Source organism: Streptomyces sp. NRRL B-1347 (assembly GCF_000720325.1).
Taxonomy (GTDB): domain Bacteria; phylum Actinomycetota; class Actinomycetes; order Streptomycetales; family Streptomycetaceae; genus Streptomyces.
The window spans coordinates 48,546-62,035 of the sequence record NZ_JOJM01000081.1; the positions used below are offsets into that span (position 1 = coordinate 48,546).

The 13,490-nt window shown below is 71.9% G+C and carries 14 protein-coding genes and 2 pseudogenes; 12 read left to right on the forward strand and 4 right to left on the reverse strand.

Annotated elements, in window-relative coordinates; translation table 11 throughout:
* Positions 1 to 112: 112 nt before the first annotated feature.
* From IG74_RS0139340 to IG74_RS50170, 5 genes are all read left to right on the forward strand, one after another.
* On the forward strand, positions 113 to 301 hold the full coding sequence (locus IG74_RS0139340; RefSeq protein ID WP_030687379.1) for a hypothetical protein: 189 nt from the start codon (positions 113 to 115) through the stop codon (positions 299 to 301).
* Between the two features lie 49 nt (positions 302 to 350).
* On the forward strand, positions 351 to 1,652 hold the full coding sequence (locus IG74_RS0139345; RefSeq protein ID WP_030687382.1) for a phthiocerol/phthiodiolone dimycocerosyl transferase family protein: 1,302 nt from the start codon (positions 351 to 353) through the stop codon (positions 1,650 to 1,652).
* Entirely contained in the window at positions 1,649 to 2,890 is a 1,242-nt protein-coding gene (locus IG74_RS0139350; RefSeq protein WP_030687385.1) for an MFS transporter, read from the forward strand. Before IG74_RS0139345 ends, IG74_RS0139350 begins: the two co-directional genes overlap by 4 nt.
* Positions 2,891 to 2,963: 73 nt before the next feature.
* Positions 2,964 to 4,202 carry an ATP-grasp domain-containing protein gene (locus IG74_RS0139355; RefSeq protein WP_030687387.1) on the forward strand — a complete coding sequence of 413 codons (1,239 nt, stop codon included), beginning with the start codon at positions 2,964 to 2,966 and terminating at the stop codon, positions 4,200 to 4,202.
* Complete coding sequence (locus tag IG74_RS50170) at positions 4,199 to 4,513, forward strand: hypothetical protein (RefSeq protein WP_234334603.1); 315 nt, start codon at positions 4,199 to 4,201, stop codon at positions 4,511 to 4,513. The genes IG74_RS0139355 and IG74_RS50170 overlap by 4 nt, the downstream gene beginning before the upstream one ends.
* A 45-nt stretch (positions 4,514 to 4,558) precedes the next feature.
* Here the strand turns inward: IG74_RS50170 and IG74_RS52460 are convergent, their stop codons facing one another.
* Positions 4,559 to 4,717, reverse strand: a complete 159-nt coding sequence (locus IG74_RS52460) for a hypothetical protein (protein WP_158857974.1) — start codon at positions 4,715 to 4,717, stop codon at positions 4,559 to 4,561.
* Positions 4,718 to 5,114: 397 nt separating this feature from the next.
* On the opposite strand from IG74_RS52460, the gene IG74_RS0139370 reads away from it, so the two are divergent.
* The 7 genes and pseudogenes from IG74_RS0139370 to IG74_RS0139395 all read left to right on the forward strand — a co-directional run bounded on the left by IG74_RS0139370 (position 5,115) and on the right by IG74_RS0139395 (position 10,750).
* Entirely contained in the window at positions 5,115 to 5,951 is an 837-nt protein-coding gene (locus IG74_RS0139370; RefSeq protein ID WP_030687392.1) for an alpha/beta fold hydrolase, read from the forward strand.
* A gap of 153 nt (positions 5,952 to 6,104) precedes the next feature.
* Entirely contained in the window at positions 6,105 to 7,562 is a 1,458-nt protein-coding gene (locus tag IG74_RS0139375; protein ID WP_030687393.1) for a benzaldehyde dehydrogenase, read from the forward strand.
* Positions 7,563 to 7,708: 146 nt separating this feature from the next.
* A complete protein-coding gene (locus tag IG74_RS0139380; protein WP_030687395.1) occupies positions 7,709 to 8,284 on the forward strand; it encodes an NADPH-dependent FMN reductase in 576 nt (191 codons plus the stop codon).
* A gap of 54 nt (positions 8,285 to 8,338) precedes the next feature.
* Complete coding sequence (locus IG74_RS0139385; protein ID WP_051856334.1) at positions 8,339 to 9,139, forward strand: alpha/beta hydrolase family protein; 801 nt, start codon at positions 8,339 to 8,341, stop codon at positions 9,137 to 9,139.
* Positions 9,140 to 9,232: 93 nt separating this feature from the next.
* Positions 9,233 to 9,733, forward strand: a complete 501-nt coding sequence (locus IG74_RS0139390) for an OsmC family protein (protein ID WP_051856336.1) — start codon at positions 9,233 to 9,235, stop codon at positions 9,731 to 9,733.
* Positions 9,734 to 9,789: 56 nt separating this feature from the next.
* Positions 9,790 to 10,392: pseudogene (locus tag IG74_RS54855) on the forward strand (alpha/beta hydrolase fold domain-containing protein); the annotation flags it as partial.
* A 103-nt stretch (positions 10,393 to 10,495) separates the two neighbouring features.
* Complete coding sequence (locus IG74_RS0139395) at positions 10,496 to 10,750, forward strand: hypothetical protein (protein WP_030687402.1); 255 nt, start codon at positions 10,496 to 10,498, stop codon at positions 10,748 to 10,750.
* A 445-nt stretch (positions 10,751 to 11,195) separates the two neighbouring features.
* Here the strand turns inward: IG74_RS0139395 and IG74_RS52465 are convergent, their stop codons facing one another.
* From IG74_RS52465 to IG74_RS50185, 3 genes and pseudogenes are all read right to left on the reverse strand, one after another.
* Positions 11,196 to 11,336 carry a CU044_2847 family protein gene (locus tag IG74_RS52465; protein ID WP_158857976.1) on the reverse strand — a complete coding sequence of 47 codons (141 nt, stop codon included), beginning with the start codon at positions 11,334 to 11,336 and terminating at the stop codon, positions 11,196 to 11,198.
* A gap of 178 nt (positions 11,337 to 11,514) precedes the next feature.
* Positions 11,515 to 12,531: a type I glyceraldehyde-3-phosphate dehydrogenase gene (gene gap / locus IG74_RS0139405; RefSeq protein ID WP_030687406.1), complete on the reverse strand. Its 1,017-nt coding sequence runs from the start codon at positions 12,529 to 12,531 to the stop codon at positions 11,515 to 11,517.
* Positions 12,532 to 12,560: 29 nt separating this feature from the next.
* Positions 12,561 to 13,490: pseudogene (locus IG74_RS50185) on the reverse strand (hypothetical protein); the annotation flags it as partial.

Here is a 13,490-nt window from a genome sequence, read left to right on the forward strand (position 1 = left end):
ACCAGCGTTAGCAGCGTCTTGGTGCGGGTGTCACAGCGGCGACAGGGTGGCTCTGCGACACCCGCTCCGACAAGAACTGGAGGTCCGCGCTGTGCGTGCCGCGCCGTTTCCGATGCGTTTCACCGTCCACAGTGACGAGCCCGCCACCCAGGAAGACGTGCTGCCCTCACCGGACGGCACCCTCGCCGCAGAGGCGCACAGCATCAGCGGGCCGCTGGACGTGCGGACTTGGCGTCCGGCCGACCCGGCGACCGTGGTGCGGGCGCGTACCACCCGTCCCGCGCTGCTGGGCCCGGCGTGATCAAGCACCCGATGCCCGCCGCCCAGACCACCAACCAGCGGAGAACGACATGAAATACCCTCTGGGACTGATCGATCACGGCTTCGTGCCGCGCAAGCTCACGGTCAACTATGTGGCGATCTGTGCGGGTGCGGTCGATATCGCGGGACTGCAGACCGCGTTCGGGCTGCTGTGCGACAAGTATCCGATGCTGCGCGGCACGATAGAGACGACCGGCGAGCAGTGCTGGCTGCACATTGACGACGACGGCGCCGGCAACGCGGCCACCGAAGTCGTGCACGGCACGGTCTCCGACTGGCTCGGGCGCGGCCTCACCGTCCTGGATCCCGCGCGCGGCCTGGCAAGACTCACCATCGTGACCGGGGGCGAGCGGACCGCGGTCGCCCTGCAGGTGTCTCACGCGATCAACGACGCCACGCTGGGATCGGTGCTGCTGGAGTACTTCTGGCACACGGCCGCCGCCCTGGCCCAGGGCGCGACGCTCCCCGATCCGGTCCCGGTCCACCCACGCAGCCTCGAACAGGCCCATCACACCCGCGCCATGGCCCTGCCCGGCCTCACCGCGGCGGCTGCGGGCCCGGTGCACAGCCTCCCCGTCGCCGACACCGGGGGCGGCGCGGGCTTCGCTCCCGACCCGGCACAGCGGATCACCCTGTCGCAACGTGAGACCGCGGCCCTGCTCGCTCACGCGCGGGCAGCGGGAACGACGCTGCACGCCCTGCTGGCCGGGGCGATCATCCGCGCCGAACGCGCGACGCTCACCGAAGCAGCCGGTGCCGGCCCCGAACTGCCGATGATCATGTTCCATCTCGTGGACCTGCGTCCCCATCTGCGCCCCGTGGCGCGCCCCGACGAGGTCACCAATGCCCTGGGATTCGCGCCCACGGTCACCGCGTGCGGGCCCACTTCGGATCTGGGTGTGCTGGCCAAGGAGACGAAGAAGCAGCTCGTCGCCGGGATCGAAGACGGGAGGGCGCTCGCGGTCATGCGAGCCGCGGCGTCGGCGGCCGCCCAGGGCCGCGCGCGTACCGGCGTCGGGAACTTCATCACCAACTGGGGCCCGGTGCCCGAGCTCGCCGTGCCGCCTGGGACCGAGATCGTCGACTTCCGCGGCTTCGCCACCTCTGAGGCGGTGTCCTGGGTGGGCTATTTCATCTCCACCTTCACCGGGCGGTGCAGCATCGAACTGGCCTGCTCCCCGCGCTATCACCCGCCCGCGCAGATGGCACACCTGCACGAGCGCATCGTCGCGGGCCTGGCCGAACTGACCGACCCCCCTCCACACCCACCCACGACTGCCAGGGCAACAAGCGGCATGGCGCTTTCCGGCAAGGCAGGCCCTTCGGCATGACGGCCACCGCACCCCCTCGGGCGGACACCCCCTCCCGCCCGTCCGGCCCGCCCGCCCGCGTAGTCATCACCACGCTCCTGGCAACGACCTTCCTGGTCAAAGCCTGCGGCTTCGCCTACGACTTCCTCGGCTACTCCATCAGCGCCGCGCACGGCACGACCGCCGCCGGCGCCGCGCTCACGGTCTTCGGCCTCGGCTGGTGCGTCGGACAGCTGGTCAGCGGGGCGATGACCGACCGGATCGGAGCCCGTGCCGCGTGCACGGCGGGACTGCTCCTTGCCGCAGCGGTGTGCGCCGGGCTGGCCGTGGCCAGCAGCCTGCACGCCCTGCTGCTGCTCGCCTTCTGCCTGGGCTGCACCATGGACGTCCACCGGCCGGCCGTCTCCGCGCAGATCAACGACCGCCTGACGAACGAAGGAGCACGCACCCGCGCCCAGGGCTGGGTCTACTGGGTGTCGAACGTGGGGCTCTCGCTGAGCTCTGGTGTCGGCGGCTTCATCGCCCACGCCCACGGCTACCGGCTGCTGTTCGCCCTCAACGCCGTTGCCTGCGTGGCCGCAGCCCTCCTGGTGCGCGCCATGCTGAGTGGCCGCCCCAACACGCCCCGGGGCGAACGCCAGCACGAGCACGCCACCTACGCACAGATCGTCTCCGACCCCCGGCTGCGCTGGATGGTCGCCGCCGCCGTCGCGGCGACGACCTGCGCCTACGGCCTGATCAGTGTCCTGCCTCTGGTCATGAGCGCGGACCACCTCGCCCCGTTCGCCTACGGCACCGCCATGCTCGCCAACTCCGCTGCGGTCCTACTGCTGAGCCCGCCGCTGACCCGCCTGCTGGTCGGCCCCGACGACCGCGTGCGCTATCCCATAGGCCCGGTGTTCGCCGCCGGAAGCCTGATCCTGGGTGCCGCCATGGCACTGGCGGCACTGCAGCACACCACCGTGGGGTACACCAGCGCAGCAGTGATCATGGTGCCCGGCGAGATCTGCTACAGCGTCGCCGCCGGCGCGTTCGTCGCAACGGCCGCCCCGCCCGGCGCCATCGGCCGCTACCAAGCCGCCCTCAGCATCGCGGGCGCGATCGCCTCGCTCACCCCGCTGGGCATCGCCGGCGCCCTCAACGCGGGAGGCCGCCCCCTGGTCGCCGGCCTCCTCATCACCAGCGCCGCGCTGGGAGCTCTGGCCTGCGTGCCGCTCTCCCGCGCCCTGCACGCCTCCCACACCTCAGAACCCGCCTAGCACCGCCCCTGCCCAACTGCCCCTGCGACAGCCGGCATCCCCACTCCCACAGCACCACGAGAGGAACAGCTCCATGAAGGTAGCGATCGTCGACGGATACTCCACCGGGGCGACGCTGGCCAGGCGACTGGCACAAGCGGGGGTCGACTGCATCCACGTGCGAAGCCAGCCGGACATAGGCGCCTTCCTCCTGCGCTCGTACAGCCCCGACGACTACGTCCTCGATCTGGGCTTCACCGCCGACTTCACGAACCTCACGCGGGAACTCGCCCGCCTGCGCGTCTCCCGCGTGATGGCCGGCACCGAAACCGGTGTCGTGCTGGCGGAGACCCTCGCGAGCGCTCTGGGGCTGCCGACGAACGACCCCGCGCTGGTCGCAGCCCGCCGCGACAAGTTCCTCATGCAGCAGGCGGTCCAGGCCGCAGGCCTTGCCACCCCGCATACCACCGTCGCCCGCTCCGCCCGCGCCGCAGCCGACTGGTACGCCGCATGGGGCCTCCAGGAGGCGGTCGTCAAGCCCCTGGCCAGCGCGGGCACCGACGGCGTGACGTTCTGCGGCTCGGCCGAGGAGGTCGGCCAGGCCGCCACCGCCGTCCTGGGCGGCCCCAACCTCTTCGGCGAACCCAACGACGCCGTGCTCGTCCAAGAACGCCTGCACGGAACCGAGTACTGCATCAACACGGTCTCCTCGGGTGGGCAGCACCACGTCGCCGAGATCTGGCGCTACACCAAACGCCTCGGCCCCACCGCCGCACCCATCTACGACTTCCAGGAGCCCGTCGCCCCTGCCAGCGCCGACGGGAAGGTGCTCACCGGCTACGTCCGCGACGTCCTGGACGCACTTGGCATCACCGAGACGCCCGCCCACACCGAAGTCATGCTCACCGACAGGGGACCGATCCTCATCGAGACCGGCGCCCGCCTGGGCGGAGGCACCGGGCCCGACGTGGTGGACGCCTACCTCGGCCCCTCCCAGACCACCCTGACGGTCACCGCCACGATCGATCCCGCATCCCTGCACACCCGCACCACTCCCGATCCGGGTCGGCAGCCGGTGCTGCGGTGGGTCGACTTCATCAACCACCACCCCGGCCACGCCAACCCCGACGCCCTCACCAAGATCGCGGAACTGCCCAGCGTCGTCGCCGTCTTCCCCGGCTTCGCCCCGGGCCAGCACCTCGCCCCCACCAGCAGCCTGCCGACCTCCCCCGGGTTCGCCTACCTTGCGGCCCCCACCGGCCCGGAGCTGATCGAGGACTACGACACCCTGCGGGCCTGGGAGCACGAGGGCCTCTACACAAGTCCACGCTGAGGCACGACCAGGCCGGGCTTTATGAGGCCGTTGAGGACGCATGGCGCGCCGCGTACACCGGCGAGGCCGTCACACCAGGCCTGCGCACCGGACTGCGTCTGGCGGCGACACATGCCGCTCGCACGTCCGCGGACGTCGTCCGGTCCATGTACGACCTCGGCGGCGGATCGGCCATCTACGACGACTCGCCGTTGCAGCGCCGCCTCCGGGACGCGGCCACCGTCACCGCCCACGTCCAGGTGAACCCGGCCACTTGGGAGACAACCGGCCGCGTGCCGCTCGGCATCCCGACGGACACGGACCGACTGTAGGAACCGTACCGGCGCAGCTCCCTCCGGCAGCAGGTGCTGTTCCGCTCAGATGTCCGCGTCCTTGCTCCAGACCACTGGCTGGCCGCGCTGCTGGTCCAGGCCGCGGGGGAGCGCGTCCTCCACCCGCTCGCGATGGTTCGGCCAGCGTCGGTTCAGGGCAGGCGCCGCCGCACAGGCGCCCGCCAGCACCTTGCCGACCGTCATCTACGTGGGCCCGCCGGTGGCCAGATATTCGCTCCCGGTCTGCAGGGCCGCCTGGCGACCGCCGGGTCCCGCGGTCTGCCCACGGGCGGGGTGCGCACCGTCGCCCCGGCCCGGCGCCGCGGTCGGTGTGCGCGGCCGACGCCCGCCTGGTTCTTGCTGATCACAGCGCGTTCCTGCCTGCTGGCCACCCGCACGAGCGCCGACGCGGCGCCGGCCCCCGTGAGGTTTAGTTTCAGCTATTGACTGTAATCAAACTTGTGGTGCATCGTTGTCCCGCCGGACGGCGCGCCACTGGGCGGCCTGGCCGAAAGCCTCCGCCCACCGCCCCTGCTGGGAGCGCGACATCCGCGCCCGGCGATCCATCCGCGGCCATGCCGCACCCTCACGAAGGAATCTCATGAGCACCGACAAGCACACCGGTCGCACCGCCGCGGTCGTCGGAACGGCCGCAGCAGCGGTCGTCGCCTCCCTCACCTCCCTGGCGCCTTCCGCCGGCGCGCAGGACCTGGACGCCGCGAAGCCCAAGCCGACGGTGGTGCTGGTCCACGGGGCCTTCGCCGACGCCTCCGGCTGGGCGGAGACCGCGGCCCGGCTGCGCCACCAGGGCTTCAAGGTCCGGGCGGTGGCCAACCCACTGCGCGGCCTGGACTACGACACGGCGTACCTGCAGGGCATGCTCAAGGGCATCAAGGGGCCGAAGATCCTCGTCGGCCACTCCTACGGCGGCGCCGTGATCACCAATGCGGCCACCGCCATCCCCGACGTCAAGGCGCTGGTCTACGTCGCCGCCTTCGCTCCGGACAAGGGCGAGACGCTCGGCGGGCTCCTCGAGACGCACCCGGACCCGAGCGTCCCGCCGCTGCCGCAGCAGGCCTTCCAGTTCACCCGGCCCGACGGCACCACCGGCACCGAGGTCATGCTCGACCCGGCCAAGTTCGCCGACGCGTTCGCCGCCGACGTGCCCGCGAAGACCGCGGCCCTGATGGCCGCTTCCCAGCGGCCCATCGCGGCGGAGGCCTTCGGGCAGCCGGCCAAGCACGCCGCGTGGAAGACCATCCCGTCCTGGGCGCTGGTGGCCAAGAAGGACCACGCCATCGCCCCGAGCCTGGAGCGCTTCATGGCCAAGCGCGCCGACGCCCACATCACCGAGGTCAACAGCTCCCACGCGGTCATGGTCAGCCACCCCAACGTCGTCGGCGATGTGATCAACCGGGCCTACCACGCCACCCGTTGACCCTCAGCTCCGCGCGGCGGCAATCCGCCGCAGCCGCGCGGACAGCGCCCGCCCGGCGGTATCCCCCGGCCACCGGGCGGGCAGCCCCCTTCTTCCGCCCATCCGACGTTGCACACGTCCGCCCTGCGGCGGGCCGAGAAATTCGAGGAACCCATGTCTTTGTTCGACCCTGCCCTCTGGTCCGGAAAGATCAACATCGACGGCTGGCAGGACGCCTCCGGCGGCAAGACGGACGTCATCAACCCCTCCACCGGTGACACCCTGGAGCACATCGGCTCCGCCGACGCGAGCGACATCACCCGCGCCGCCGCCCGCGCCGCCGAGGTCAAGGGCGCCTGGGCCGCCACCCCGCACACCGAGCGCGCCGCCATACTCCGGCGGGCCGGGGAACTGTTCGCCGCCCACGCTCCTCAGATCCAGGACTGGCTGATCCGCGAGAGCGGCAGCACCCGGGCCCGGGCCGCCTTCGAGACGGACCAGGCGGAGCAGGAGTGCTACGAGGCGGCCGTGCTGTGCTCGCACCCGACCGGCCAGGTCATGCCGTCCACCGAGCCGCGCCTCAGCATGACCCGCCGGATGCCCGCCGGAGTCGTCGGCGTCATCTCACCGTTCAACGTGCCGCTGATTCTGGCCATCCGGTCCGTCGCCCCGGCCCTGGCACTCGGCAACACCGTGGTCCTCAAGCCGGACCCGCGCACCGCGGTCGGCGGCGGCGTCACCATCATGCGGATCTTCGAGGAGGCGGGCCTGCCGCAGGGCGTGCTCACCCTGGTCCCCGGCGACGGCGCGGCGGGCGCGGCGCTGGTCGATGACCCGCACGTGCGCGTCATCTCCTTCACCGGATCCACCGGGGCCGGCCGCAAGGTCGGCGAGGCGGCGGCCCGCGGCGTCAAGCGCGCCCACCTCGAACTCGGCGGCAACAACCCGATGATCGTGCTGGCCGACGCCGACCTGGACCGTGCCATCTCCACGGTGGCCTGGGGGTCCTTCTTCAACCAGGGCCAGGTCTGTATGGCCACCGGACGCATCCTCGTCCACGCCGACATCGCCGAGGAGTTCACCGCGCGCCTGGTCGCCAAGGCGGAGCAGCTCACCGTCGGCGACCCCGCCGCTGCCGACGTCGACCTCGGCCCCCTCATCAACGCCCACCAGCGTGACACCATCCACGCCCAGGTCACCGCCAGCATCGCCGCCGGCGCCCGCCTGCTGGCCGGCGGCACCTACGACGACCTCTTCTACCGCCCCACCGTCCTCGTCGACGTGCCCGACGACGCGCCCGCCTACGCCGAGGAGGTCTTCGGCCCGGTCGTACCCGTGCGGACGTTCACCACCCTGGACGAGGCCGCGCAGCTGGCCGCCGACGACCCGTACGGCCTCTCGCTGGGCATCCTCACCCGCGACGTGATGGCCGGCCTGGAGCTGGCCGAGCGCATCCCCAGCGGTCTGGTGCACATCAACGACCAGACCATCAACGACGACGCCCGCATCCCCTTCGGCGGGGTGGGCTGGTCCGGCACCGGCGCCCGCTTCGGCGGCGAGGCGAACATCGACGCCTTCACCGAGACCCGCTGGATCACCGTCCGCAGTTCCCAGCCGGTCTACCCGATCTAACAGCCCCACCTCGGCCCGCGCGTCGGCCCCCGCAGCCCCGCGGGCGTACGCCGCGGTGCCCGGCCGGGCCGGCACCGCCTCTGGTGCCGGCCCGGCACCGACCGCCCTCCCGCCCCGCCCGTGCCTCCTTCGAAGGGCCCTCCGCGATGTCCGACCTGACCTTCCTCGCGATCTCCGGCAGCCTGCGCCGCTCCTCCCACAACACCGGCCTGCTGCGCGCCGTGCAGAACCTCGCGCCCCACGGTGTCACCATCGACCTCTACGAGGGTCTTGGCCGGCTTCCCTTCTTCAACGAGGACCTCGAGGACGGCCCCGAACCCGCCGCCGTCGCCGACCTGAGCCGACGCGTGCGGGAGGCGGACGGCGTCCTCATCGCCACCCCGGAGTACAACTCGGCCATCCCCGGCGTGCTGATGAACGCCCTCGACTGGCTCTCGCGCCCTGCCGGGCGGCACGCCCTGCGCCACAAGCCCGTCGCCGTCCTGGGCGCCTCGCCCTCCCAGTTCGGCACCGCCCGCGGCCAGCTGGTCCTGCGCCAGATCCTGCACCGCATCCAGGCCCCGGTCGTGGCCCACCCCGAGGTCACCGTCTTCCAGTCGCACCAGCGCTTCGACGCCGACGGCGTCTTCACCGGCGACGACATCACCGAGAGCCTGCTGCGCGCCCTGCTGGCCGAACTGGCCGTCCTGGCCGATCTCCATGCCCCGGCCCGCGCCCGCTGACACCGCCCGGCCCCGGTCCCGCACCCAGGCCGAAGAACCACCCAGGAGGATGTGATGACCGGATCCAGCACGCACCTCACGTTCCCCGGCTCACAGGGCACGCCGCTGGCGGCCATCCTTGACCTCCCGGCCCGAACCCCGGCCGCGTATGCCGTGTTCGCGCACTGCTTCACCTGCAGCAAGGACAGCCACGCCGCGGCCCGCATCGCCAGAGCCCTGACCGCCCACCGCATCGCTGTGCTGCGCTTCGACTTCACCGGCCTGGGCCAGTCCGGCGGCGACTTCGCGAGCAGTACCTTCAGCTCCAACGTCTCGGACCTTGTGCGCGCGGCCGACCACCTGCGCGACCACTACACGGCACCGTCCCTCCTGATCGGGCACTCGCTCGGCGGCGCTGCCGTGCTCGCCGCCACCCACTGCATCCCCGAAGTCCGGGCCGTCGCGACGATCGCCGCTCCGGCCGCTCCCGATCACGTCGTACACCAATTCGCCCACCACCGGCAGGAGATCGCTCAGCGCGGCCAAGCCGACGTCACCCTGGCGGGCCGGTCGTTCAACATCCGGCAGCGGTTCATCGACGACCTCCTCGCACAGCCCCAGGCGATGCGGATCCGCACCCTGGACGCGGCCCTGCTGGTCCTGCACGCCCCGACCGACCAGGTCGTCGACGTCGACAACGCGCGGCAGATCTTCGACACCGCCCGCCACCCCAAGTCCTACGTCAGCCTGCCCGGCGCCGACCATCTGCTCAGCAACCACGCGGACGCCCAGTACGCGGCCGCGGTCCTGGCCGCGTGGGCCGGCCGCTACACCCCCGCCCCGGCAGACACGCCCCGGTCGCAGCCCGGACCTTGACGCCTCGGCGCGCCGCCGCACAGGCACCGTGCGGCACCCCAACGGGACCGCACACCACCGCCGTTCCCACACACCGACCTCAGGAGTACAGACATGCCCGAACAGCACACCACCCTTGAGCAGGCGAAGGCTCCTGGGGCCGACCCCGGAGGCCCGGAGGACGGTCTCGTCACGGTCAGCGAGAACGGAACCAGCCCCTACGGGCAGCTGGTGCAGGCCGGACACCACGTCCTGGCGGCCGACGAGCCCGAGCCGGCCGGCGCGGACAGCGGACCGAGCCCCTACGACCTGCTGCTCGCCGCGCTCGGTGCCTGCACCTCCATGACGGTCCGCATGTACGCCGACCGCAAGGGCTGGCCCCTGGAGAAGGTCACCGTCTCGCTCCGCAATCGGCGCATCCACGCCGCGGGCTGCGCCGCGTGCGACGGCGGGAACCGGCAGGTCTCCCACATCACTCGGGAGATCCGGCTGGACGGCACACTCGACGCCGACCAGCGCCGACGGCTGATGGAGATCGCCGAGAAGTGCCCGGTGCACCGCACCCTCACCGCGGGCGCGGTCATCACGACCACCCCAGCCTCGGCACAGCCGTGAGCGGGACCGATTCGGTGCCCACCTACACGGCGGACACCCGCGCCACGCCGGCCGTCATGGCCACGTACGGCTGGCAGGGCCGTCCGCCCACCCGAGGCGGCACAGCCCCGGTCCGGCACCACCCTTGCCGCGGTGATCGCGGACTTGTGTACTTCCACGGCGGCGGATTCGTCACCGACGGCCGCCACCGTCACAACGGCTTCCTGAGGGCGCTGGCCACCAGCACCGGGCACAACGTGGTGTCTGTCGCCTACCGCCTCGCCCCGAGCACCCCTTCCCGGCGGCGGTCGCGGACGCGCAGGCAGCAACCCGCTATGTCGCGGCGCACGCCGAGCAGTTCGGAATCGACGCGGCTCGCCTGTCGGTCGCCGGGGACAGCGCCGACGCCACCCTCGCCGCCGTGGTCGCCCAACAGGCCCGGGCCTGGGACGGACTGGAGCCGGCCCGCCAGGTACTGATCGTGCCGCAGACCCTACCTGCCCGCGCACACGGACCGCACCGACCCACGCGCCGCCCCGGCCCTGGCCCCGGACCTCAGCGAACTGCCTGCGGCCATCGTGGTGACGGCCGGCCTGGACCCGCTGCGCGACGAGGGCGAGCAGTCCGCCCGGGCGATGGCCGACGCCGGCGTCGATGTCCAGCTGCACCGCCTCGAGGGAGCCTTCCACCTTCTGTGGCTTGCCACGAAGACCACTCCGCCGGCCCAGGCTGACCTCCTCGGCGACCTGCGCCCCGTCGGGCCCGGATCAGGGGAGTTGACCGGTGACCGGTCTTGCCGAGGAGGTCATCGCGGATCCGGTCGGCCTGGTCGTGCGGCTGATCGGGAACGTCGAAAAGCACCTGCCCGCCGAGCGCGTCCGCGACATTGCCCTCATGGTCGTACGCGCACGAGCCGCCCGCCGCAGCCTCGCCCAGGCACTGCACGACGACCCGTCGCTGCTGCGGACAGTACCGCCGTGGCAGCGTGTCCCTCATGTCGCTGAGCACCCTGGGATGGCGACTCGACGCCGAACCTGAAGTGTCGGCCCTCCCGAGTGAGATTCCACCCTGAAGCAGCGAACGCCTAACCGTTGATGGACTGTTGGTGTTTGTCGCCGACAGTCGAGGCGTCCGCAATGTGCTCCTGCTGGCTGCTGTTCTGGCTGGCGCCAGGGCGGAGCGCGGAAGCCCCTCCGCTATGACGCTGGTGCCGTCCTCGGACAGCAGGTCTTCAAGCTCTCGCGCGAAGCCCTCGCCCCGCCTGTAGCCGATCTCCTGGGCGGTCTCCGCGGCTCGGATCAGCTCCTGCCAGGCCGCGTCCGGGGCGTCGGCCCCGTGGTGGATCCGGGCGAGGGCCAGGCGTGCCTCGACCTCGGCGATGCGATAGCCGCCGCTGTAGGCCATCGACAAGGCCTGCGTGGCCTCCGCACGTGCAGCCGCACGTTCTGCAGTCGGACCTGATAGCCGACAGGTGGCGCCCCGGTCACGGGGGTCCCGGGCCCCAGGCGAGCCGCACGGTGGTGAGGGAGGCACCCGCACCCACCTTGGCGATCAGTGCGCCGCTCTCGCCGTCCAGCGTGATGCCGAACTCGACCTCCACTTCGTCGGGACGGTTAGAGGCCACCGACCCCTGAGGGGGCGGGCAGCACAGGCAGACTCACCAGCTCCCCGTCCCTGGGAAGCCCCTCCCAGGCGTGCACCACTCGCACGGGGAGCGGTGCCGGGGGCAGCGGTGCCAAGGGCCACGCCTGTCACGCGCCGCAGCGCGCGGGGTGCGACAGGCGTGCCGTGCCGTTCGGCGTTCACCGGTCGTCGGCCGCCAGCGCGGTGAGGTCGAGGAGCCGGTGGGTGTAACCCCACTCGTTGTCGTACCAGCCGAAGACCTTGGCGAGGGTGCCGTGCACCTGGGTCAGGGCGGGGTCGAACACGCAGGAGGCGGGGTCGCCGATGACGTCGCGGGAGACGATGGGAGCGTTCGACACCCGCAGGACGCCGTTCATCGGGCCGTCGGCGGCCTCGGCGAAGGCCGCGTTGATCTCCTCGGCGGTCGTCTCGCGGGCCAGCACCACGGCGAGGTCGGTGAGCGAGCCGTCCTCGACGGGCACGCGTACCGCGATGCCGTCCAGGGCGCCCGCGAGCTCGGGAACCACGAGGCCCACGGCCCGGGCCGCGCCGGTGCTGGTCGGGATGATGCTCAGGGCCGCCGAGCGGGCCCGCCGCAGGTCCTTGTGCGGGCCGTCGAGCAGGGCCTGATCGTTGGTGTAGCCGTGGATGGTGGTCATCACGCCGCGCTCGATGCCGAACCGTTCGTGGAGCACTTTGACCATCGGTGCCACGCAGTTGGTGGTGCAGGAAGCCGCGGAGACGATGCGGTCCCGTCGCCGGTCGTAGGCGTCGTCGTTGACGCCGAGCACGATGGTGGCGTCCACGTCCTTTCCCGGCGCCGAGAGGAGCACGGTGTGGGCACCCGCCTTCAGATGCAGCTCGGCGGAGGCGCGGTCGCGGAAGCGGCCGGTGGACTCTACGACGATCTCGGCGCCGTGGTCGGCCCAGCGCAGGGCGGCCGGATCGCGTTCGGCGGTGACGGCGACGCGGTGGCCGTCCACAGTGATCGAGGTGTCGTCGTACGAGACCTCGCGCCCGATGCGGCCGAACGTCGAGTCGTACTCCAGCAGGTGCGCGAGGGTGGCGGCCGGAGCGATGTCGTTGATCGCGACGACCTCGATGTCCTGGGTGCCCGCTTCGGCGCGGTCGAGAGCCGCGCGCAAGTAGGTGCGGCCGATGCGGCCGAAGCCGTTGATGCCGACGCGTACGGTCATGGCGGTGAACTCCTTCTCGGCGTGGGGCGTCAGCCGGTCCATGTCCACTCGGCGACCTCGGGGAGGTCGGTGCCGTGGGTCCGGATCCAGGCGTGGTGGCGGGTGCGGGTGTCGGTCATCTTCTGGCGGAGCTCCGCGGCGCGGACACCGTAGCCGGGCACGCGGTCGATGACGTCCATGACGAGCCGGTAGCGGTCCATGTCGTTGCGCACGACCATGTCGAAGGGCGTGGTCGTGGTGCCCATCTCCTTGTAGCCGCGCACGTGCAGATGGCCGTGGCCCGCGCGGCGGTAGGCCAGGCGGTGGATGAGCCACGGGTAGCCGTGGTAGGCGAAGATGACCGGCCAGGACCACGTCGGGCTCGCGTCCGTCGATGGCTGAGCCCGCCCAGTCCCAGATCCCGGCTCCGCGAGCGCAGTGTGCGCGCGCCTGGTCCAGGGACAGCCAGTCGAAGCAGGGCTGTTTGCCCGCGACGATGACGTTGACGTAGTCGCGGCTGCGGAGCGCGTGGTCGGCCACCGACAGCAGCGTGTTGGCGTCCGGCGGCAGGTAGACGCGCACGACTTCGGGGCTCTTGTTGAGGACGTGGTCGACGAAGCCGGGGTCCTGGTGCGAGAAGCCGTTGTGGTCCTGGCGCCACACGTGCGAGGTGAGCAGGTAGTTGGAGTCGGAAGTCGCGTCGCTCCGAGGTGTCCTGCATGACCTGCTCCAGGAGGTCACCGAGGATCCGGGTCGGCTCGTGCAGGCTCGCGCCCGGTTTGTCGACGGGCACGGCGAAGCGTTCGAGGTCAGGTATCGGCAGATCGCGGACGAGCAGGCCGCCGTTGGCGTGCGGGCTCGCGCCGAGGCGCCGGTCGCCTTCGGGGACGCAGGCGAGGACCTGCGCGGTGGGGCGCCCTTCGGCGTCGAAGAGCTCCTCGGGCCGGTAGGAGCGCAGCCAGTCCTCCAGCTGCCGCAGG